This is a genomic window from Pseudomonas sp. BYT-1, from assembly GCF_023611805.1.
GTDB classification, from domain to species: domain Bacteria; phylum Pseudomonadota; class Gammaproteobacteria; order Pseudomonadales; family Pseudomonadaceae; genus Aquipseudomonas; species Aquipseudomonas guariconensis.
The window spans coordinates 4,567,833-4,587,698 of sequence record NZ_CP072559.1 but is presented as its reverse complement, the minus strand read 5'-3'; the positions used below and the strand labels follow the sequence as shown (position 1 = coordinate 4,587,698).

18 protein-coding genes are annotated in these 19,866 nt (G+C 62.7%); 10 read left to right on the top strand and 8 right to left on the bottom strand.

Annotation, left to right across the window (positions count from 1 at the left end; all coding sequences use genetic code 11):
- Nucleotides 1-12: 12 nt before the first annotated feature.
- Together J5X93_RS21435 and J5X93_RS21430 are read right to left on the bottom strand one after the other, a co-directional pair.
- Nucleotides 13-1,560, bottom strand: coding sequence for an AmpG family muropeptide MFS transporter (locus J5X93_RS21435; RefSeq protein WP_043213525.1), 1,548 nt, complete (start codon nucleotides 1,558-1,560; stop codon nucleotides 13-15).
- Nucleotides 1,561-1,603: 43 nt separating this feature from the next.
- A complete protein-coding gene (locus J5X93_RS21430) occupies nucleotides 1,604-1,957 on the bottom strand; it encodes an MGMT family protein (RefSeq protein ID WP_070576155.1) in 354 nt (117 codons plus the stop codon).
- 153 nt (nucleotides 1,958-2,110) lie between these two features.
- Here J5X93_RS21430 and J5X93_RS21425 point away from each other — a divergent pair, with 153 nt between their 5' ends.
- The 5 genes from J5X93_RS21425 to groL all read left to right on the top strand — a co-directional run bounded on the left by J5X93_RS21425 (nucleotide 2,111) and on the right by groL (nucleotide 6,785).
- On the top strand, nucleotides 2,111-3,118 hold the full coding sequence (locus J5X93_RS21425) for a DUF481 domain-containing protein (protein WP_043213529.1): 1,008 nt from the start codon (nucleotides 2,111-2,113) through the stop codon (nucleotides 3,116-3,118).
- Between the two features lie 143 nt (nucleotides 3,119-3,261).
- On the top strand, nucleotides 3,262-3,993 hold the full coding sequence (locus J5X93_RS21420; protein WP_090344909.1) for a HugZ family pyridoxamine 5'-phosphate oxidase: 732 nt from the start codon (nucleotides 3,262-3,264) through the stop codon (nucleotides 3,991-3,993).
- Nucleotides 3,994-4,059: 66 nt separating this feature from the next.
- Nucleotides 4,060-4,521 carry an FxsA family protein gene (locus tag J5X93_RS21415; RefSeq protein WP_043213533.1) on the top strand — a complete coding sequence of 154 codons (462 nt, stop codon included), beginning with the start codon at nucleotides 4,060-4,062 and terminating at the stop codon, nucleotides 4,519-4,521.
- A 276-nt stretch (nucleotides 4,522-4,797) separates the two neighbouring features.
- Nucleotides 4,798-5,091, top strand: coding sequence for a co-chaperone GroES (locus J5X93_RS21410; protein ID WP_009395550.1), 294 nt, complete (start codon nucleotides 4,798-4,800; stop codon nucleotides 5,089-5,091).
- Between the two features lie 50 nt (nucleotides 5,092-5,141).
- Nucleotides 5,142-6,785, top strand: a complete 1,644-nt coding sequence (gene groL, locus J5X93_RS21405; RefSeq protein WP_043213539.1) for a chaperonin GroEL — start codon at nucleotides 5,142-5,144, stop codon at nucleotides 6,783-6,785.
- 157 nt (nucleotides 6,786-6,942) lie between these two features.
- Here the strand turns inward: groL and J5X93_RS21400 are convergent, their stop codons facing one another.
- Entirely contained in the window at nucleotides 6,943-7,671 is a 729-nt protein-coding gene (locus J5X93_RS21400) for a phosphatase PAP2 family protein (RefSeq protein ID WP_043213542.1), read from the bottom strand.
- A 177-nt stretch (nucleotides 7,672-7,848) separates the two neighbouring features.
- Between J5X93_RS21400 and colR the strand changes: the two genes are divergently transcribed.
- From colR to J5X93_RS21375, 5 genes are all read left to right on the top strand, one after another.
- A complete protein-coding gene (colR, locus tag J5X93_RS21395) occupies nucleotides 7,849-8,532 on the top strand; it encodes a two-component system response regulator ColR (protein ID WP_043213544.1) in 684 nt (227 codons plus the stop codon).
- On the top strand, nucleotides 8,522-9,850 hold the full coding sequence (locus J5X93_RS21390) for a sensor histidine kinase (RefSeq protein WP_043213545.1): 1,329 nt from the start codon (nucleotides 8,522-8,524) through the stop codon (nucleotides 9,848-9,850). Before colR ends, J5X93_RS21390 begins: the two co-directional genes overlap by 11 nt.
- A gap of 106 nt (nucleotides 9,851-9,956) precedes the next feature.
- The gene (locus tag J5X93_RS21385; protein ID WP_182816332.1) at nucleotides 9,957-10,637 is read left to right on the top strand and encodes a class I SAM-dependent methyltransferase; all 681 of its coding nucleotides are present in this window, start codon (nucleotides 9,957-9,959) and stop codon (nucleotides 10,635-10,637) included.
- A gap of 6 nt (nucleotides 10,638-10,643) precedes the next feature.
- Nucleotides 10,644-11,345: a lipopolysaccharide kinase InaA family protein gene (locus J5X93_RS21380; RefSeq protein WP_043213550.1), complete on the top strand. Its 702-nt coding sequence runs from the start codon at nucleotides 10,644-10,646 to the stop codon at nucleotides 11,343-11,345.
- Nucleotides 11,342-11,569, top strand: coding sequence for a hypothetical protein (locus J5X93_RS21375; RefSeq protein WP_070576137.1), 228 nt, complete (start codon nucleotides 11,342-11,344; stop codon nucleotides 11,567-11,569). Before J5X93_RS21380 ends, J5X93_RS21375 begins: the two co-directional genes overlap by 4 nt.
- Before the next feature lie 116 nt (nucleotides 11,570-11,685).
- Here J5X93_RS21375 and J5X93_RS21370 read toward each other — a convergent pair whose 3' ends face one another.
- The 5 genes from J5X93_RS21370 to J5X93_RS21350 all read right to left on the bottom strand — a co-directional run bounded on the left by J5X93_RS21370 (nucleotide 11,686) and on the right by J5X93_RS21350 (nucleotide 19,718).
- Nucleotides 11,686-14,751: a multidrug efflux RND transporter permease subunit gene (locus tag J5X93_RS21370; RefSeq protein ID WP_250033969.1), complete on the bottom strand. Its 3,066-nt coding sequence runs from the start codon at nucleotides 14,749-14,751 to the stop codon at nucleotides 11,686-11,688.
- A gap of 13 nt (nucleotides 14,752-14,764) precedes the next feature.
- Entirely contained in the window at nucleotides 14,765-15,916 is a 1,152-nt protein-coding gene (locus J5X93_RS21365) for an efflux RND transporter periplasmic adaptor subunit (RefSeq protein ID WP_043213557.1), read from the bottom strand.
- Between the two features lie 191 nt (nucleotides 15,917-16,107).
- Nucleotides 16,108-17,205 (bottom strand): DUF1513 domain-containing protein, encoded by a 1,098-nt coding sequence (locus tag J5X93_RS21360; RefSeq protein WP_043213559.1) that lies wholly within the window; start codon nucleotides 17,203-17,205, stop codon nucleotides 16,108-16,110.
- 2 nt (nucleotides 17,206-17,207) lie between these two features.
- Nucleotides 17,208-18,272 (bottom strand): imelysin family protein, encoded by a 1,065-nt coding sequence (locus J5X93_RS21355; protein WP_043213561.1) that lies wholly within the window; start codon nucleotides 18,270-18,272, stop codon nucleotides 17,208-17,210.
- Nucleotides 18,273-18,290: 18 nt separating this feature from the next.
- Entirely contained in the window at nucleotides 18,291-19,718 is a 1,428-nt protein-coding gene (locus tag J5X93_RS21350) for a di-heme oxidoreductase family protein (RefSeq protein ID WP_090344917.1), read from the bottom strand.
- Nucleotides 19,719-19,866: the final 148 nt, after the last annotated feature.

Sequence of the window (19,866 nt, the reverse complement as noted above, 5' to 3'; positions counted from 1 at the left end):
GGCCCCTGTTCCTCAAGGGCGCTCGGCCGCGGAGTCTTCCACCGGCGCCTGTTTGCCTCGACCGGCTTCCTGATGCCAGTGCAAGGCGATCAGGATCAGGGTCGGCACGCCGAGCAGGGCGGTGATCAGGAAGAAGTCATGGTAGCCGAACTTCTCTACCAGCACGCCCGAATAGCCACCGATCAAACGTGGCAGCAAGAGCATGATCGAGCTCAGCAGGGCGTACTGGGTCGCCGAGAACTTCAGGTTGGTCAGGCTCGACAGATAGGCGACGAAGGCCGAGGTGGCAAGGCCCGAGCTGAAGTTGTCCAGCGAGATGGTGACCACCAGCATCTCCAGGTTCGGACCCATATCGGCCAGCATCAGGAACAGGATGTTGGTCGCTGCCGATGCCGCACCGCCGATGAACAGGATCGGCAGGATGCCGAAGCGTACGATCAACAGGCCGCCGATACCCGCGCCGACCAAGGTCATGATCAAGCCGAAGATCTTGCTGACGCTGGCGATCTGGTCCTTGGTAAAGCCTTGGTCGATGTAGAACACGTTGGCCATCACACCCATCACGGTATCCGACATGCGATAGGTGGCGATCAGGCCCAGCAGCAGCAGCGCCTGCCAGCGATAGCGCAGGATGAAGTCGTTGACCGGTGTCAGCACAGGCGCCAGGCCCCGCCGGCCCAGGGACGACAGGCAGGCCCAGGTCAGCAGCACATAGAGAATCAGGCGCAGGAAGGCACGGTCCTCGATCAGCAGGTCCAGAACCGTCGCGTCGCCGGAAATCACGCTCGACCATCCGGTATTGAACATCTGGGTGAAACTCGCCGGTACCGATACCAGCAGGATGATCAGCACGAACACCGACGCCAGCTGGTGTACCAGACCATAGCGCGCCGCCGACAGCTGGGTGCGCATGGGCACCGGCGGTTCGCGCATCACCAGCGTGGTGAACACAGCTGGCAGCATCAGCACGCCGAACAGTACGTAGGTGCCGGTCCAGGCCTGATGCAGGTAGCTAAAGCCGGTGGAACCGAACCATTCGGCGAAGAACAGGGCGCCGGCGGTGGCGAGCAGGGCGGCGACCCGGTAACCGGCCATGTAACTGGCGGCGAGGGCGGCCTGGCGCTGGTCATCGGCGATTTCCAGGCGGTAGGCGTCGACGGCGATGTCTTGAGTGGCCGAGGCAAACGCCACCAGCACGGCCAGGGCAATCAGCCAGGAAAGGTGCTTTTGCGGGTCGCACAGCCCCATGCCGACCAGGCCGATCATCACCAGCATCTGTGAAAGCAGCAGCCAAGAGCGGCGACGGCCCAGAGCGCCGAGCACTGGCAGGCGCCATTGGTCGAGCAACGGTGACCAGACCCACTTGAAGGCGTAGGCCAGGCCAATCAGGCTGGCATAGCCGATGGTTTCGCGGGCAACGCCGGCTTCCCGGAGCCAGACCGACAATGTCGAAAACACCAGCATGTAGGGCAGGCCGGCGGCGAAGCCGAGCAACAAAAGCACCAAGGTCGACGGGCTGGCATAGGCAGCGAGCGCAGCGCGCCAGGTTTTACGGGGCATGGGCCAACATCTGCCTCAAGTTTGCGAAAACAAAACGCGCACTCTAACCGCTGTGCTCCATTGGACGCCAGCCGTGACGCGACATATCCACGCGATTGTTCCTGACTGTCACGCCTTCTGCACGCAATCGTGCGCGCTGTTCGTCTCCTGACGGGGTGCCCAACGCCAGGCTCAGGCGACCGCCGGCTCCGAGCACCCGATGCCAGGGCAAGCGGGTGTCTGCAGGCAGTTGTCCGAGAGTGCGACCCACCCAACGCGCCGCGCGGCCGAGCCCTGCGAGCTCGGCCAGCTCACCGTAGCTGACCACCTTGCCGGGTGGAATCTCGCCGAGCACCGAGTACAGCGCCATTCGTCGGGCCTGGGCCTCGTCGGTGGAGGCGTGTGATGAACCGGACATCAAAGGCCCCCTGGCCTGCAGATGAAAGCGGACCAACGGTCGGGATAAATGAGAGTGGAACTCAACGGCATGGTCTGGGTCTGTCCTTGCTCTGGTCGTGGCGATCTGGATAATGCCCGGCTTTTTTCGTCAAATCGAACCTGTAGTCAGCTTATGTATTCTAGAACCCTGCTTTTCATTCTCGCTGTCTTGTCCTGCGTGCCGGCGTTTGCCGACACGGTATGGATGAAAAACGGCGACAGGCTCAGTGGCACGATCAAGGTCTTCGATGGTGGCAAGCTGTTGTTGCAAACCACTTACGGCGGTGCCATCGCCTTGGACTGGAAGCAAGTGCAGACCCTGGAAAGCGACCAGGAACTGCTGGTCAAGCAGGACGCCTATAGCGGTGAAAAGGCCAAGTCGCTCAAGGCCGCCGAGCCCGGCAAGGTCACCCTGGCCAATGGCGATGTCCCCAAGACCGTGGACCTTGCCAGCATCGAGCAGATCATGAAGCCTCAGCCGCTGGTCGAAGACTTCCTGTGGAAAGGCAATGTGGACCTGGCCATGGACTACAAGCGCGCCGAGAACGATACCGACGACTACGACATCAGCTTCAAGACCACCGCCCGCCATGGCCGCTGGCGGCACAACGCCGAAGGCGAGTACAACCGCGAGACCAAGGACGACGTCACCACCACCAATAACTGGAGCGCCGAATACGCACTGGACCGCTTCATCACCGACAAGTGGTTCTGGCAGGGGCGTATGGAATACAAGCGTGACCATGTCGAGGACCTGGCTCGCCAGCGCACCGTGGGTACTGGCCCGGGCTACCAGTTCTGGGACGACGAGTTGGGGGCTTTCTCCCTTGGCTCGCTGATCAACCGCACGGATTTCGAATACCGCGATGGCGGCAAGGACAATTTCTATTCCGCTGCCGTGAAGTGGGACTACAACCGCTATCTGATCGGCAAGAGTGTCGAGCTGTTCACCCGCGGCGAGGTGGGTAAACCGCTGGGCGGTGTGGCGAACTATGCGCTGGATGCCGAGGCAGGCCTGCGCTACAAAGTCACCGAATGGGCCTCGCTCAACCTCAAGGCAGAGAAAGACATCATCAGCGGCACGCGTGACAGCGACCTGGACAAAACCCGCTACACCGCAGGCTTTGGCGTGACCTGGTAAGCGCCTGGGCTGCCACGCAGCCCTTCGCGAACAGAGCGCCAGGGAGCAAGGCAGTGCGCCTTGGCGCGTGGGGAATCTATGGCACCCGACAGGGATAATGCTTATCTTGTCAGCCAACCAGTCCGCCACCAGGAGCGCCTTTCGTGAGTGACAACGCCCTGCGCCCCGCCCGAGAACTCCTGCTCAAGGAATACCGCGGCGTGCTTTCGACCCATTCCAAATCCATGCCCGGCTATCCGTTCGGCTCCGTGGTACCGTACTGCCTTGACGCCGAGGGGCACCCGCTGATCCTCATCAGCCGCATCGCCCAGCACACGCATAACCTGCAGAAAGATGCCAAGTGCTCTCTGCTGGTGGGCGAGCGCGATGCCGAGGATGTCCAGGCGGTAGGGCGCCTGACGGTGATGGCCGAGGCGCACAAGCTCACCGACGAGGCCGCCATCGAAGCGGCGGCCGAGCGTTATTATCGTTACTTTCCCGAAGCGGCCAACTACCACAAGGCCCATGATTTCGATTTCTGGGTCCTGCAGCCAGTGCGCCACCGCTACATCGGTGGTTTCGGCGCAATCCATTGGCTCGACCAGGTCACCTTGGCCAACCCCTTCGCCGGCAAGGTCGAGGCGAGCATGATCGAGCACATGAACAGTGATCACGCCAATGCCATTGCGCATTACGTAGCGCTGACCGACCTGCCGCGCACCGCACCTGCCGAGCTGGTCGGCATCGACAGCGAGGGCATGCACCTTCGCATCGGCCAGGGTATCCACTGGTTGGCTTTCCCCCAGGTTTGCAATACGCCGATACAGGTTCGCGAAGCCTTGGTCTTGCTGGCCCGCGCCGACCAATGGCCGGTTACGGCGAAAGTCGAGGGTTGAAATGCCGAGTCCACGCATCCATCTGGTGGTCGTAATGGAAGGTTTTCTTCCGCCGAGGATCCTTTGATGCGTGCTTTTCTATTGCTGTTTCTGATTTTTCCGGTGCTGGAGTTGTTCGTCTTCGTCAAGGTCAGTGCCGCCATCGGTTTCTTCCCGGCGCTGCTGCTGATCATCGCCGGTTCCGCTTTGGGTGTGCTGGTCATGCGGGTGGCCGGGCTGGCCACCGCCCTGCGCGCCCGTGAGAGTCTGCAGCGCGGCGAACTGCCCGCCGAGGACATGTTCCAGGGCATGATGCTGGCGCTGGGCGGTGGCCTGCTGTTGCTGCCGGGCTTCATCAGCGACGTGTTGGGCCTGCTGTGCCTGTTGCCTTTCACCCGTCATCTCGCCGCACGCAAGATGCGTCAGCGCGCCGAAGCCCAGGCCATGCGCCAGCGGGCCTTCCAGGATGACCCGTTCCAGCCTCGTCCCAACGATGCCGGCCATCGCCCCAATGTGATCGAGGGTGAGTACGAGCGGCACGACAAGTAACGTTCCAGGGGCCGCATCGCCTTCGATCGCAGGTAAAGCTGCGATGGAAGGCGATGCGGCCCTCGCTTTTTTCAAGTCGATGAAAAATTTTCCGAGCCAAGCCTTGTAATTGATTTTGCCGACCACATGTATGGGTCACCGCAAGGTTTCTGGTGGCGACACCAGACATATATACGGGGCTCGTCCCGTGCGAGCCCTGACCGGCAACGCCGGACCGTATCAACCCGCCGGTATCGACACCGGCCGATGAAAACCACAATTTGGGAGAGATCGACAATGAAGCTTCGTCCTCTGCATGACCGCGTCGTCATCCGTCGCAGCGAAGAAGAATCGAAAACCGCTGGCGGTATCGTCCTGCCGGGTTCGGCCGCTGAAAAACCAAACCGCGGCGAAGTCGTCGCCGTCGGCACCGGTCGCATCCTGGACAACGGCGAAGTTCGTGCCCTGGCCGTCAAAGTGGGCGACAAAGTGGTCTTCGGCCCTTATTCGGGCAGCAACACCGTCAAAGTCGACGGCGAAGACCTGCTGGTGATGAGCGAGAACGAAATCCTCGCTGTCGTCGAAGGCTGATTCCCCTCCCGGTTTCCAGAAGCATTCTAGAATTCAAGGATTAAACGATCATGGCTGCTAAAGACGTAAAATTCGGCGATTCCGCCCGTAAAAAAATGCTGGTTGGCGTTAACGTTCTGGCTGACGCAGTAAAAGCGACCTTGGGCCCGAAAGGCCGTAACGTTGTCCTGGCCAAGAGCTTCGGCGCTCCGACCATCACCAAGGACGGCGTTTCCGTTGCCAAGGAAATCGAGCTGAAAGACGCCTTCGAGAACATGGGCGCCCAGCTGGTCAAGGAAGTCGCTTCCAAGGCCAACGACGCTGCCGGTGACGGCACCACCACCGCTACCGTTCTGGCTCAGGCCATCGTCAACGAAGGCCTCAAGGCCGTTGCCGCCGGCATGAACCCGATGGACCTCAAGCGCGGCATCGACAAGGCCACTGCTGCCATCGTCGCCGAGCTGAAGAACCTGTCCAAGCCTTGCGCCGACTCCAAGGCCATCGCCCAGGTAGGTACCATCTCCGCCAACTCCGACAGCTCCATCGGTGAAATCATCGCCGAAGCCATGGAAAAAGTCGGTAAAGAAGGCGTCATCACCGTCGAAGAAGGCTCGGGCCTGGAAAACGAACTGTCCGTCGTAGAAGGCATGCAGTTCGACCGCGGCTACCTGTCGCCTTACTTCGTCAACAAGCCGGACACCATGGTTGCCGAGCTGGAAGGCCCGCTGCTGCTGCTGGTCGACAAGAAGATCTCCAACATCCGCGAACTGCTGCCAGTGCTGGAAGCCGTTGCCAAGGCCGGCCGTCCGCTGCTGATCGTTGCTGAAGACGTCGAAGGCGAAGCCCTGGCTACCCTGGTCGTCAACAACATGCGCGGCATCGTCAAGGTCGCGGCTGTCAAGGCACCTGGCTTCGGCGACCGCCGCAAGGCCATGCTGCAGGACATCGCCACCCTGACTGGCGGCCAGGTCATCTCCGAAGAAATCGGCCTGACCCTGGAAACCACCACCCTGGAGCACCTGGGTAACGCCAAGCGCGTCATCCTGTCCAAGGAAAACACCACCATCATCGACGGCGCAGGTTCCGACGCTGACATCGAAGCACGCGTCAAGCAGATCCGTGCCCAGATCGAAGAAACCTCTTCGGACTACGACCGTGAGAAGCTGCAAGAGCGTCTGGCCAAGCTGGCTGGCGGTGTTGCCGTGATCAAGGTCGGTGCTGGCACCGAAGTCGAGATGAAAGAGAAGAAAGCCCGCGTTGAAGACGCCCTGCACGCTACCCGCGCAGCCGTCGAAGAAGGCGTGGTGCCTGGCGGTGGTGTTGCCCTGGTTCGCGCTCTGCAGGCCGTTGCCGAACTCAAAGGCGACAACGAAGACCAGAACGTCGGTATCGCCCTGCTGCGTCGCTCGGTCGAAGCACCGCTGCGCCAGATCACTGCCAACGCCGGCGACGAGCCAAGCGTTGTCGCTGACAAGGTCAAGCAAGGTTCGGGCAACTACGGCTACAACGCCGCTACCGGCGAATACGGCGACATGATCGAGATGGGTATCCTGGACCCAGCCAAGGTCACCCGTTCGGCTCTGCAAGCCGCAGCTTCGATCGGTGGTCTGATGATCACCACCGAAGCCATGGTTGCCGACCTGCCGGAAGACAAGCCAGCTGCAGGCGGCATGCCTGACATGGGCGGCATGGGTGGCATGGGCGGCATGATGTAAGCCAGCCTCACCCCTGCATGAAAAAGCCCCGCCTAGTGCGGGGCTTTTTCTTGGGCGTGTGTTTTGCTCCGGTGGCGCAGCTTCTCGCGGGTAAACCCGCTCCCACAGATCGATGTGGCAGCTGGCGACAGCTTGCGATGGGGCGCACAGTGCTCCTTCAGGCCACGCTGCGTTGAGGCACTGCCTCCAGCGCAATGCCTCGGCGATACAAGACCAGGTAATAGCAGCCCAGCCCGATCAACCAGCAGAAAACCGCCGTCCATACGTTGTGCGACAGGAAGTGTGCCCCTTGCAGCATGCGGCCGATGGACAGCACGGTACCGGTCACGAACGCTACGGTGAAGGCTGCACGGGCCAGACGTGGTCTGCGATCGCGCAGCATGAAGAACAGCGCAAACAGGCTGAAACCCGTTGCCGCGTGGCCGCCTGGCCAGCAGCGGCCAGGCTTGTCGGTTTGCGGACGATGCTCCATCAATTTGCTATAGGTTTCCTTGCCGCCGAACTGGCTCAGGCTCCAGGGGCACTGGACTTCGGTCACCGCCTTGAGTGGGGTGACGAAGGAGGTGGAGAGCGCCAGCGCCAGTACCAGGCAACCCAGTTCGCGACGCCAGCCGAACAGGCGCGACCAGAAGAAGCTGGCGATGAAGGCGACAATGGACAGCAAACCCATGACGATCACGATCTGCTTGACCCGGTCATGCAGGATGTTTTCCAGAAAATAGCTATGACGGCCGATGAATGCCCCAGCCACTGGGTCGAAGGCCAGATTGGCCACGTCCATGTCCAAAGAGGTCCACTCACTCAGGAGCAGGGCCACCACGGTGGCCAGCGGAATACCCAGGTACAACCAGAGGTTGATCGGGCGGGGGCGGGTGGTTTCTTGCATGACGACTCCAGGGACGATAAATGCCGGGCATTGTCGGCCTGCGGCTATCCTGGGTTCGTGAAGGATCAGTGAAAAATACGTCAGCAACGGCCAAATGCCCTAAGGCTGGCGCGGCGCGGGCGATGGCCTTAAGCTGCGCCTGCCGCGCAGAGCGAAAGCGTCGTACAGGAGAAACCGATGCGCATTCTACTGGTTGAAGACAACCGCGATATCCTCGCCAACCTGGCCGACTACCTTGGGATGAAAGGCTATACCGTCGACTGCGCTCAGGATGGCCTGTCAGGGCTGCATCTTGCCGCGACCGAACACTACGACCTGATCGTGCTCGATATCATGCTGCCTGGGATCGACGGTTACACCCTGTGCAAACGCCTGCGCGAAGATGCCCGCCGTGATACCCCGGTGATCATGCTCACCGCCCGCGATCAGCTCGATGATCGCCTGCAGGGCTTCCGTTCCGGTGCCGACGATTATCTGCTCAAGCCTTTTGCCCTGTCGGAGCTGGCAGCGCGTATCGAGGCAGTGCTGCGACGCTCCCAGGGGGGCGGCCGACGCACGTTGCAGGTCGCTGATCTGAGCTATGACCTCGACACCCTGGAGGTCACTCGCCAGGGCCGCCTGCTCAAGCTCAACCCGGTCGGCCTCAAGCTGCTGGCCGTGCTGATGCAGAAGAGTCCGCACGTGCTGCGCCGCGAGGTGCTGGAAGAAGCCCTCTGGGGGGACGACTGCCCCGACAGCGACAGCTTGCGCAGCCATGTACACCAGTTGCGTCAGGTCATCGACAAACCCTTCGAGAAACCGTTGCTGCATACCGTCCATGGCGTCGGCTATCGCCTCGCCGAGGGCCGTGATGGAGTTTAAGCAAAGTCTTGCCCAGCGCATCATCATCGCCTTTGCGTTGATGAGCGCCCTGGTGGCCGGAGCCTTCGCTTTCGGCATCGTCGCCACGGTCCACCTGGTCGAGGAGCGTTTGATCTCCGCCGTGCTCGGTGGCGATCTGCAGCGCTTGTTGCGCATGGACAGCATCAGCGACTGGAGCCATCGGCCCCGTCCTGACCAGCTGTTCTACTTCAGTGGCGGGCGTGACGATTTCGAACTGCCCAAGGACTTGCGGCACCTGACGCCGGGCTTTCACGAGGTGTTCCGCGACCAGCTTTCCTATCACGCGATGGTCGAGATCGTCGATGGCCGGCGCTACGTGCTGCTGCAGGACCAGAGCGATTTCGAAGAGCGCGAGCGGGTGCTGTTCGCGGTCGTGGTGGTGGGCTTCGTGCTCAGCCTGGTATTGGCGGTGACCCTGGGCTGGCTGTTGGCAAGGCGAGTGATGGCCCCGGTGATCCGCCTGGCCCGGCAGGTCCGCCACCGGGACCAGTTGCTGGGCCTGGCACCCCCGCTGGCCCCGGACTATGCCGCGGACGAGGTCGGGCAGTTGGCCGTGGCCTTCGACGATACGCTCGGCCGCTTGCGCGATGCACTGACCCGCGAGCGGTTGTTCACCAGCGATGTCAGCCATGAGCTGCGCACGCCGCTGATGGTGCTCGCCACCTCCTGCGAACTGCTGATGGAGAATCCCAACCTGGACAGCCGTTCACGCAGCCAGGTGGAGCGCATCGCGCGGGCGACCGAGGAGATGCGTGAGCTGGTCAAGACCTTCCTGATGCTGGCCCGTGCCCAGCGCGATGAAGGCGCCGTCGCTTCGCAGGCGACCTTGAGCGAAGTGGCCGACGACCTGGTAGGGGTTTGGCGCGATACCATCGAACAGAAGGGCCTGACCCTTTATTACGACGGCCGGGTCAGTGCGAGCCCGGTGTTGTACAACGCGACGTTCCTGCAATCGGTGATGGGCAATCTCCTGCGCAATGCCGCCCACTACACCGACAGTGGCTACATTCGTCTGAGCCTGGAACCGAACGGTTTCAGCGTCGAGGACAGCGGTGTGGGGATCCCTGAGGAGCAGCGCGAAGCGATGTTCCGCCCCTTCGTGCGCGGTGACGAACGCCGTGGCGAGGGCCTGGGTCTGGGCTTGTCGCTGGTGCAGCGGATCTGCGACGACCAGGGCTGGCGCGTCACCCTGACGGCGACGTTGCCTCATGGCTGTCGCTTCCAGGTGGACCTGAGCAGGGGCAAGGCGATTACAGCGGACAGCGAGGCCGGCGACCAAGCCCCACTGTTGGGGTGATACCTGAAATATGCTGTTGCAGGCATGACGGATTTTTCACATGGGCATAACCTGATTCCAACGCTTCGCTCCGTAGAGTGGGTGGAATTGAATCAGGAGATGCCCAATGCGGAGCCCGATCAAACTCCCATTTTCCGAGAAGTATGACCGTCAGCATGCCCAGGAGTACTTCCTCAAGCATCAAGATGGTCTGGCACGCCGCCTTTCCCATTACCGTGACGAACAACTGGCCCGCCGCGCCCTGGCGCTTGCAGGGGAGCCTGGCCTGGTACTCGACCTGCCGTGTGGTGCAGGGCGTTTCTGGCCGCTATTGGCGGAAAAGCCCAATCGGGTGATCATCGGCGCCGACAATTCCGCCGACATGATCGAGACCGCCTGTACTTCCCAGCCGCCAGAGGTGGTTGCCCGGGTGCGACCCTTGCAGACTTCCGCATTCGCTATCGATTTGCCGGACAACGCGGTTGACAGCATTTTCTGCATGCGCCTGTTCCACCACATCGGCGATGCCGACCACCGCAAGACGATCCTCTCGGAGTTTCATCGGGTCAGCCGCGACAGCGTGATCCTGTCGCTGTGGGTCGATGGCAACTTCAAGGCCTGGCGACGCAAGAAGCTCGAGCATCGGCGCAGTGCGAAGGCCGCGCAGGGCAGTTATCAAAATCGCTTTGTGTTGCCGGTCGATACCATCGAAAATGAGTTTGTTACAGCCGGTTTCAGAATTCAGGACCGTCTGGATTTCCTGCCGTTGTATGCGATGTGGCGGGTATACGTATTACGCAAGGGGTAGGTGTTCATGGCAGTGGCCGGCAATGCGATGTCCGATTTCGAGTACTACTGGCAGCAACAGGGTGAATGGGTGGAGGAGCCCAACCAGCGGCGCGGTGGGGAGAGTGGTGTGCAGCGTCTGAGCGACGCGAAGGGCAAGGTCCTGTATGCCAAGCGTCAGGTCGGTCACATCTATCGCAGCCTGCGCCATCCGTTCGGCCGCCCGACGGTACTGCGTGAGCTGGATGCCCTGAACAGTTTCGAGCAGCTTGGCGTGCGTGTGCCGCGGTTGGTGTTCGCTGGCGCCGAGCGCGGCGCCGATCACCAATGGCGAGCCCTGCTGGTGAGCGAGGCGCTCGACGGGTTCGTCGACCTGGACACCTGGCATGCCGAAGGCGCCCGCGAGCGTTACCCGCAAGTGCTGCACGAACGCATGCTCAAGGAGCTGGCCGACAATCTGGCGCGCATGCACTTGGGCCATTGGCAGCACGGCTGCCTGTATGGCAAGCATGTGTTCGTCAAGGTCATCGGCGAGGGCGAGAAGGCCCGGGCCGAAGTCGCGCTGCTGGACCTGGAAAAGTGCCGCCGGCGCATCAGTTGCCAGCGCGCAGCCGCCAAGGACCTGCGCCAATTGCGGCGCCATTCGTCACTCAACGATGCACAGTGGCAGAGCCTGCTCTATTTTTACCAGATGGCGTTTGGCAGCGCTGTCAAAGGGTTAGAGCAATGAAACTAGAAATCGCTCGAGCTTTGTTCCTGGTCGCGGCACTGGCAGTGACCACCGCTGCTGTGGCGGCGTGGGAAGAGCCTAGACCGGCGGTGTTCAGCAAGGCCGAAATCGGTGGCCTGTGCGCGGTGCCCCGCGAAGTGAAGCAGCAGAATACGGCCCAGCCGGATCATGACCTGTTGCTGTTCCTGTTCGGTATGCGCCAAGGGCTGCGACCGTTCGGTTGATCGAGCGCGTGATGGTGAAGCGCCAGGGGCCCAATGAAGGGTCCCTGGCGTTTTTTATTGCCCGCCAATTTTGTTTGTGTCGACCGCATCGCGGGTAAAACCCGTTCCCACAGGGATCAGGGCGGACCTGGTGGCACCGGGGTTACCCGTGAAGACGTCGCCACGGTCCGGTGCGCCAAAAGCGTGTAGATGCTGGGCAACACGAACAGGGTAAACAGCGTGCCGATCGACATGCCGGTGGCGATGACCATGCCGATGTCGAAGCGGCTGACCGCACCGGCCCCGGTCGCCAGGATCAACGGCACCATGCCGAATACCATAGCTGCGGTGGTCATCAGCACCGGCCGCAGGCGTATGGCTGCGGCGACTTCTATGGCCTCGCGGGCATCCACGCCCATCCGCTCGCGCAACTGGTTGGCGAACTCGACGATCAGAATGCCGTGCTTGCTGATCAGGCCGATCAGCGTCACCAGCCCCACCTGGGTGTAGATGTTCATGCTCGAAACGCCGAGGAACAGCGGCAACAGGGCGCCGCAGATGGAGAGCGGCACCGTGACCAGAATCACCAGCGGATCCCTGAAACTTTCGAACTGCGCCGCCAGCACCAGGAAGATGATCGCCAGCGCCAGACCAAAGGTGACCCACAAGGCGCTGCCTTCCTGGACGAACTGCCGTGCGGTGCCAGCGTAATCGAACGAGAACCCTTCCGGAGCCTCCTCTTTGGCGATCGCCTGCACGGTCTGCAGCGCCTCGCCGACACTGACCAGTGGAAAGCCCTGGATGATCGCCGAGTTCAGTTGCTGGAACTGGTTGAGCTGGCGGGGCCTTGCGCGGTCGCTGACGGTGATCAGGGTCGACAAGGGCAGTAACTGGTCCTGATCGTTCTTCACGTAGTAGTTGTTCAGCCAGCCGGCGTTGTCCCGGTAGGGCCGTTCGACCTGGGCGATGACTTTGTAGCTACGCCCCTCAAGGGTGAAACGGTTGATTTCGCCCTCGCCCAGCAACGTTGCCAGGGTGCCGCCCAGATCATCCATGGACACGCCCATCTGCGCTGCCTTGTCCCGGTCGATGTCCACTACTACCTCGGGCTTGTCGAAGGCCAGGTCGATGTCGAGGAAGGCGAACTTGCCTGATGCCTGGGCGCGGGCCTTGATCCGTTCGGCCACCTCCAGCAGGGCAGGGTAGTCGCCTGCGGTATTGATCACGAACTGGAACGGCAGGCCTTCGCCTGTGCCCGGGAGCGACGGCAAGTTGAAGCCGAAGATCTGCAGTCCGCCGATTTCTTCCAGTTTGGCTTGCACCAGCGGCAACAACTCCATCTGGGTGCGCTCGCGTTCGTTCCAAGGCTTGAGCAGAAAGCCCCCGATACCGCTCTGCACCCCATTGAAGCCGTTGATCTGGAACGATGAGTAGTACTCGGGGAAGGTCTTGAACACCGGTGTGAACTGATCGGTGTAGGCGTTGAGGTAGTCCAGGTTGGCCGTTTGCGGGGCATTGCTCATCATGAAGATCACCCCCTGGTCCTCGTCCGGCGCCAGTTCGTTATGGGTGAACATCAAGAGCACCGGGATCAGGCACAACACGATCACGGCGAACACCAGCACCACCGGCCGGCTGTTCAGGGTGCCGTGCAGCAGGCGTTGGTAGCGGACCTTGAGGCCGTCGAACAGCACGTCCAGGCGATGGGCAAGACCGCTGGGGTTCTGTTCGTGGCGCAGCAGCAGGGCGCACATCATCGGCGACAGGGTCAGGGCGACGATGCCGGAGATGACTACCGCCCCGGCCAACGTCAGCGCGAACTCCTTGAACAGCGCGCCGGTCAGGCCTGTGAGAAAGCCGATGGGGGCATAGACCGCCGCCAGGGTGATGGTCATCGACACCACCGGCATGGCGATCTCCCGAGCGCCTTCCAGGGCGGCCTCGAAGGGCGTCTTGCCTTCTTCCATGTGCCGGTGGATGTTCTCCACCACGACAATGGCGTCATCCACCACCAGGCCGATGGCCAGCACCATGGCCAGCAAGGTCAAAAGGTTCAGCGAGTAACCCATCATCTGCATGAAGAACAATACGCCGATCATCGACAGCGGAATGGTCACCACCGGGATGAGCACCGAGCGCAGGGCACCCAGGAACAGGAACACCACGACAATGACGATCAGCACGGCCTCGCCGAGGGTCTTGATCACCTCATCGATGGAAGCCTGGATGAACAAGGTCGCGTCGTAGGCGATGGAGACCTTGAGATTCGACGGCAACTGCGCTTCCAGCGTCGGCATGATCCGCCGGACTTCCTTGATCACCTCCAGCGGGTTGGCGGCGGGGGTGGCCTTGATGCCGATGTACACCGAAGGCGTACCGTCGAAGGAGCTGACCGTGTCGTAGTTCTCCGCGCCCATTTCCACCCGCGCTACATCGCCCAGCAGCACACGCCTGTCGCCGACGGTCTTGACCGGCAGCTTGGCAAAGGCCTCGGCGGATTTGAGCTCGGTGGTGGCATTGATGCTGGTGACCACGTACTCGCCTTTGACTTCGCCGGCAGCGGAGAGAAAGTTGTAGCGGCGGACCGCGTTGGTCACGTCGGTGGCCGCCAGGCCAAAGCCTGCCAGCTTCACAGGGTCCAGCCAGATGCGCATGGCGAACACCTGGTTGCCGAGGATTTCCGCCTCGGCCATGCCAGGCAGTGTGGCCAGCTTGGGCTGGATCACACGCGAAAGGTAATCGGTGATCTGTGGGTTGCTCATCTGCTGGCTGTAGAAGCTGATGTACATCAGGGCCGAGGCGTCGGCGGCCTCTTTGCTCAGCACCGGGTCTTCGGAGTCCTGGGGCAGCTTGTTACGTACCTCGTTGGCCTTGGCCAGCAGTTGCGTGAACAGGCGGTCAGTGTCAGCGCCGATGCGTGCATAGACCGAGATCACCGAGAAGTTCTGGCGGCTCACCGAGGTCATGTAGTCGATGCCGTCGGCGCTGGCCAGGCTCTGTTGCAAAGGTTGGGTGATATAGCCCTGAATGGTCTCGGCATTGGCCCCGGGATAGGCGGTGGTCACCGTGATCAGGGCGTTTTCCATCTGCGGGTACTGGCGGATCTGCAGCTTGCTCCAGGCCTGGAAGCCCAGCAGCAGGATCAACAGGCTGACCACGCTGGCCAGGACCGGGCGGCGGATGAACGGGTCGGTGAACGCCATGCCAGCCTCCTGATCAGTTGGCGCCGGAGGCGCGCTGGCCATCCAGCTGGAGGGCTTCGTCGTGGCTGATGCGGATGGCCGTGCCAGGCGTGAGCTTCAGCTGGCCGGCGGTCACCACCTGTTCACCCGCCTTGAGGCCTTCGCCCACCACCACTAGACCATCACGACGTTCTCCGGTCTTGACGGTGCGCTGTTCGGCGACCAGTTGCGGCTGGCCGTCGGCGGCCTTTTCCACCTGGCCGTTCTTGTCCTTCTTCTGGGCGACCACGTACACCGAGTTGCCATAGAGCGTGTAGGTAATGGCGCTTTCCGGTACCACCACTTGAGGACGCGGGTCGGGCAACAGCACCAGCAAACTGGCGAACATGCCAGGCAGCAGCTTGCCGTCGGGGTTGGCCAGGGTGGCGCGCAGCAACAGGTTGCGGGTGCTTTCCTCGACCTTGGGGTTGATGGCGCTCAGGCTGGCAGGGAAGGTCTGGCCCGGGTAGGCCGCCACTTGCACCAGCACCTGCTGGCCGAGGCTCAGTTGGGGCAGGGTTTGCTCGGGCACGTTGAAGTCGACATACAGGCTGGAGAGATCCTGCAGGGTGGCGATCACTGTGCCGCTGGCGAGGTAGTCGCCCACGTCCACCTGGCGAATACCGATGGTGCCGCTGAAGGGCGCGCTGATGCTTTTCTTGGCCAGGGAGGCCTTGAGCTGGTCGACGACGGCCTGGTTGCGTCGGTACTGGGCGGTGAGGCGGTCGAACTCGCCGCGGGAAATCGCCGAATCGCCAACCAACTGGCTGCCCCGGCCGAAGTCCACCTTGGCCAGGCCCAGGTCTGCCTGGGCTGTGCCGAGCAGTGCGGTCTCCTGGTCGTGGTCCAGTTGCAACAGAAGCTGGCCGGCCTTGACCTTCTGGCCCGACTCGAAATGCAGCGATTTGACTGTGCCGGCCACTTCCAGGCTCAACTCGACGCCCTGGAACGCCTTGAGACTGCCGATCGCAGGCAGACGCTCCTGCCACTGGCGCTCTTCGGCCACTGCCGCAGCGACGCTGACCGGCGGTTTCGGTGCGGAGAACATCTGGATCTGCTTGTAGATCGAGAACGCCTTGATGCCACCTAAGGTCAATACGATCAGCAGGACCACGGCCAACATGATCAGCATGCGGCGGCGCAGCATAGTCCGGTTCCTTGGATAGTTGTTGTTCGTCTGGCACGACAACGGGCGATCCTGCCCACGTGCGGATGGGAGAAGTATTGCCTGTTTTTCAGGGATGGGGGAAGGCGGGGATGGACAGGTGGTCGCCGATGGGCGAACACGCAGGTTTGCAGCCCTTTCGCGGGGTGGCCGCGAAAGGGCCGTGCGGTCCCCTAGGCCAGGTGCAGGTGGTTGTCCCAGAACCCAGACGGCAGGTTCAGCGGCTGGGCGACCAGCTCTGCTTTGCGGCAGTCATAGAACCGGCAGCGCCCTTGGCCTGAGGTGACCACGAAACCGTCCTTCACCGCGCCCACGCCCGCACAGTCGGGCATCGGCGCGTCGAGCTTGACCGCACCGCTGTCCAGGTCCCAGATGAACAAGCGGTTGGCCCGTGGTGCGGTCAACGCCACCAGGCGCAGGTCGCTGTGGATGGCGACGCTGGCGGTGTACTGGGCCATCGACTGCAACTGTCGCTCGGGCACCGGGAAGGCCTTGAACGGTTCGCCTGGACGCTTGATCGCGAGCAATTCGGCGGTCTCGTGGGCATCGCCCATGAACTGCTGGCAGGCGGCGATGGTGCCGTCGCTGCCGACGGCCAGATGGCGCACGCTGTTCATCTGCTGGGCGAGGGTTTCCTTGCTCAGCAGGGTACCGTCGCGCCGCATCAGCACCAGGCTGGGCTCCATGGCGTCGAGGTTCATTTCCACCCGGCTTTCGGCCTCGGTGCGGATACCGCCGTTGGCCACCACCAGGGTTTCGCCGTCCGGCAGCCAGGATACCTGGTGCGGGCCGATGCCGTGAGTAGGGATCTCACCGCTGTGGACCAGGCGATCACCTTCGAAGCGGTAGATGCCCAGCACGCCACGCCCCGGATCGGTGGTGTCGTTCTCGGTGGCGTACAGCCACTCACCGCTTTTATGAATCACCGCGTGGCCGTAGAAGTGCCGGTCCGGTTGCGAGGTGACGGTCTGCAGCAGGCGCCCGTCGCGCAGGTCGATCAGGTAGCTTTCGGTGCCTGGTCGACGTGCCACGAACAGGGCGATCGGCCGCTCGGGGTGGTTGATGATGTCATGGCAACGCTGGGCCACCTGGGTGGCGAACACCTGGGTGCCGTCCAGACGGTAACCGACGGCATAGTGCCTGCCGTCGCCATCGTCGCGCGCCGAGAGCAGCAGGGGTTCGCTGGCGCTGTTGCGAAACAGGCTCCAGCCGCCCAGGGTGAGGGCGCTGAGCACGACGCTACCGAGTTTGAGGGCCTGGCGTCGCAGCATGATCAGTCACCGTCGTTGGCATTGAAGCCCAGCTGGATGTTGAGTGCCTTGGCCAGGTCACCTTCGTGCAGGCGGTGGACGGCGTTGAGGCTGTCGTAGATCTGGTCGAGGGTCTGTTTGCCAGCGTCGTCGGCCAACAGTTCGCCCAACGGCTTGTCGTTGGCCTCCAGCAGCTTGAGCGAGGCGGCGTAGGCGTCGTCGATCTTCTGCGCCAGGGCAGCCTGGTCCTTGCCCAGCAAGGCGCGCAGGCCCTGGTTGTCGACGCCGACCCAAACCGCCTGGGCGGCCTTGAGGCTGGCTTCCAGGCTCTTGAGCGAGGACTGGCTGCGCCAGGCTTCGGCCTGCAGCGGCTGGGCGATGCCCTTGCTCTGGCGGCCCATCGGAGCGCCAAGCTTCTTCTTCAGGGTGTCCAGGGCGGTGACCTGGGCACGCAGCAGGTCGGCGATCGCCTCGTGGGAATCGGCGTAGCGCTGGTTGGGGAACTTGGTCATCTGCGAGAGCATGCCATCGGTGCTGTTCCAGCCTTTGAGGATCTCCTCGGCCAGGGCCTTCTGGTGCTCGCCGATGGCCACCAGCAATGGGCAATAGCGGGCCTTCTGCTCAGGCGTGGCGACGTCCGGCTTGCTGTCGAACAGGATGTATTCGTAGGCGGACAGGCCGCGCACCACGACGCTGGACTTGCCCAGTGTCTCGGCGTCGATCGGCTTGTCGCCGGCGACCAGTTGCTCGACCTGACGGCCGACCAGGTTTTTCTTGTCGGGCCAGAACTGCACTTGCCAGGCGCGGTTACCTTCGGCCAGCGGGCCGACCAGCAGCGGTTGCAGCTCGGCCCAGGCCTTTTGGGCGTTGAGGAAATCGGCGCGCGCGGTCTCGAGCGACTCCTTGCCTTCGCAATAAGCCAGGGCGCTGGCGGCCAGCTGGCGGTCGGCTTCGACCCAACGGCTGTAGGTCGGCAGGATCACCTGCTTGGCGATGGCGGCGGAGGTCACAGCCTGCGGGTCCTGGGGCGAGCAGGCACCGAGGGCGAGTGCGGCGAGGCTGGTGAACAACAGTTTGGGTCGGAACATTGCCCGGCTCCTTGCGCGTTAAAGTGAGTTCAAAAAGGCCAGCAGCGCAGCGCGTTGCTCGGCATTGAAGGTCAGTACATGGTTGCGCGCCGCTTCGGCTTCGCCGCCGTGCCAGAGCACGGCCTCCAGCAGATTGCGGGCGCGGCCGTCATGCAGGAACTGGGTGTGGCCGCTGACCGTTTCGGTCAGGCCGATACCCCACAGTGGAGGGGTACGCCAATCCTGCCCGGAGGCTTTGAATTCGCTGCGGTTGTCGGCCAGGCCTGGCCCCATGTCGTGCAGCAGCAGGTCGCTGTACGGCCGGATCACCTGGTTGGCCAGTTCGGGTTCGTGGGTGTCGGGGCCGGTGGTGAACTGCGGGGTATGACAGCCTTGGCAGCCGGCCTGGAAGAACAGGTTCTTGCCGGCCAATACCTGGGGCGCGCCGACGTCGCGGCGCGCCGGCACGCCTAGATTACGGGTGTAGAAGGTGACCAGGCGCAGGATATTGTCGCTGACTTCTTTCTCGCCGCCTGTGCCGTCGCCGTTGGGGGCGGCCAGGCAATCGACCTGGGCAGGCGTGCAGTCATCGACCGGCTGCAAGGTGCTGGTCAGGCCCATGTCGCCGGCAAAGGCATGGACGTTCTGCTGGTTCACGTTGGGCTGCCCGGCTTTCCAGCCGAAGCGGCCGAGCACGGTCTTGTTCGTCGTCTGGTCCCAGACCTGGTTGGGGCGTCCACGGATGCCATCGCCGTTGCGATCGTCCGGATCGGCATTGGCAAGGATTGCGGCCTCCGGGATCGCCTCCAGCAGGCCCAGGCCGATCATCGGCGGGGCCACACGGGCGGAGAAACGGGTATCGGGGTGCATCGGTCCGTAGCCGAGCTGGGTGATCTGCAGCGCCGGACGACGCAGCTCCACCACATGGCCGTCCTCGAAGGTGACGGTCTCGCTGGTGTAATCCACCCGCACCTTGCCCTCCGGTGCCACGCCGGGGACGGCCATGTCTTGCAGTTGCGTGCCATACACCGGCTCCGGCACCACGCCCAGGCGTTCGATTTCCTTGGCGTATTGCGCCTGATCGGGAATCGACAGGCGCACCAGCATCGAGACCGCGTTGCTGGCGTTGGGCTCAGGTGGATGGCCACGCCCATCGCGCACATGGCAGTTCTGGCAAGCGTTGGTATTGAACAGCGGGCCTAAGCCATCACGGGCGGTGGTGGTGGAGGGGGCGATCACCCAGGGGTTGCGAAAGAAACTGTTGCCGACACTGAAGTCCAGGCGCCGCTCTGGCGAGAGATTGGCCGAGGGCAGGGAAAAGGCGTTGCGGTCGCTGCGCTGCACGGTGGCCTTGCCGGCGGAAAGGGCTTCGCCGGGCTCGGCCTGGGTGAAACGCGGGGCGTCATCACAGGCGGCCAGGGCGGCGACCAGCAGCAAGGGAGAGAGTCGGAGCAGCGACGCGGGCATCGAGGATCCTGGGTGAGTGCTAAAAAACCGGCGTGCAAGCTTAGCAGGGTGACGGAATTTGAATAAGAGCAATTTGCAATTGCCTTGATGAAATCGATGTCAGGTTGTCGTTGGCTCGCGTCTGCGGCAGTAGATTTTCCGGCCATGA

Coding starts and splice junctions, on each gene's coding strand:
- J5X93_RS21435 (WP_043213525.1), bottom strand. CDS start 1,560: ATGCCCCGTAAAACCTGGCGCGCTGCGCTCGCTGCCTATGCCAGCCCG.
- J5X93_RS21430 (WP_070576155.1), bottom strand. CDS start 1,957: ATGTCCGGTTCATCACACGCCTCCACCGACGAGGCCCAGGCCCGACGA.
- J5X93_RS21425 (WP_043213529.1), top strand. CDS start 2,111: ATGTATTCTAGAACCCTGCTTTTCATTCTCGCTGTCTTGTCCTGCGTG.
- J5X93_RS21415 (WP_043213533.1), top strand. CDS start 4,060: ATGCGTGCTTTTCTATTGCTGTTTCTGATTTTTCCGGTGCTGGAGTTG.
- J5X93_RS21410 (WP_009395550.1), top strand. CDS start 4,798: ATGAAGCTTCGTCCTCTGCATGACCGCGTCGTCATCCGTCGCAGCGAA.
- groL (WP_043213539.1), top strand. CDS start 5,142: ATGGCTGCTAAAGACGTAAAATTCGGCGATTCCGCCCGTAAAAAAATG.
- J5X93_RS21400 (WP_043213542.1), bottom strand. CDS start 7,671: ATGCAAGAAACCACCCGCCCCCGCCCGATCAACCTCTGGTTGTACCTG.
- colR (WP_043213544.1), top strand. CDS start 7,849: ATGCGCATTCTACTGGTTGAAGACAACCGCGATATCCTCGCCAACCTG.
- J5X93_RS21390 (WP_043213545.1), top strand. CDS start 8,522: ATGGAGTTTAAGCAAAGTCTTGCCCAGCGCATCATCATCGCCTTTGCG.
- J5X93_RS21385 (WP_182816332.1), top strand. CDS start 9,957: ATGCGGAGCCCGATCAAACTCCCATTTTCCGAGAAGTATGACCGTCAG.
- J5X93_RS21380 (WP_043213550.1), top strand. CDS start 10,644: ATGGCAGTGGCCGGCAATGCGATGTCCGATTTCGAGTACTACTGGCAG.
- J5X93_RS21375 (WP_070576137.1), top strand. CDS start 11,342: ATGAAACTAGAAATCGCTCGAGCTTTGTTCCTGGTCGCGGCACTGGCA.
- J5X93_RS21370 (WP_250033969.1), bottom strand. CDS start 14,751: ATGGCGTTCACCGACCCGTTCATCCGCCGCCCGGTCCTGGCCAGCGTG.
- J5X93_RS21365 (WP_043213557.1), bottom strand. CDS start 15,916: ATGCTGCGCCGCCGCATGCTGATCATGTTGGCCGTGGTCCTGCTGATC.
- J5X93_RS21360 (WP_043213559.1), bottom strand. CDS start 17,205: ATGCTGCGACGCCAGGCCCTCAAACTCGGTAGCGTCGTGCTCAGCGCC.
- J5X93_RS21355 (WP_043213561.1), bottom strand. CDS start 18,272: ATGTTCCGACCCAAACTGTTGTTCACCAGCCTCGCCGCACTCGCCCTC.
- J5X93_RS21350 (WP_090344917.1), bottom strand. CDS start 19,718: ATGCCCGCGTCGCTGCTCCGACTCTCTCCCTTGCTGCTGGTCGCCGCC.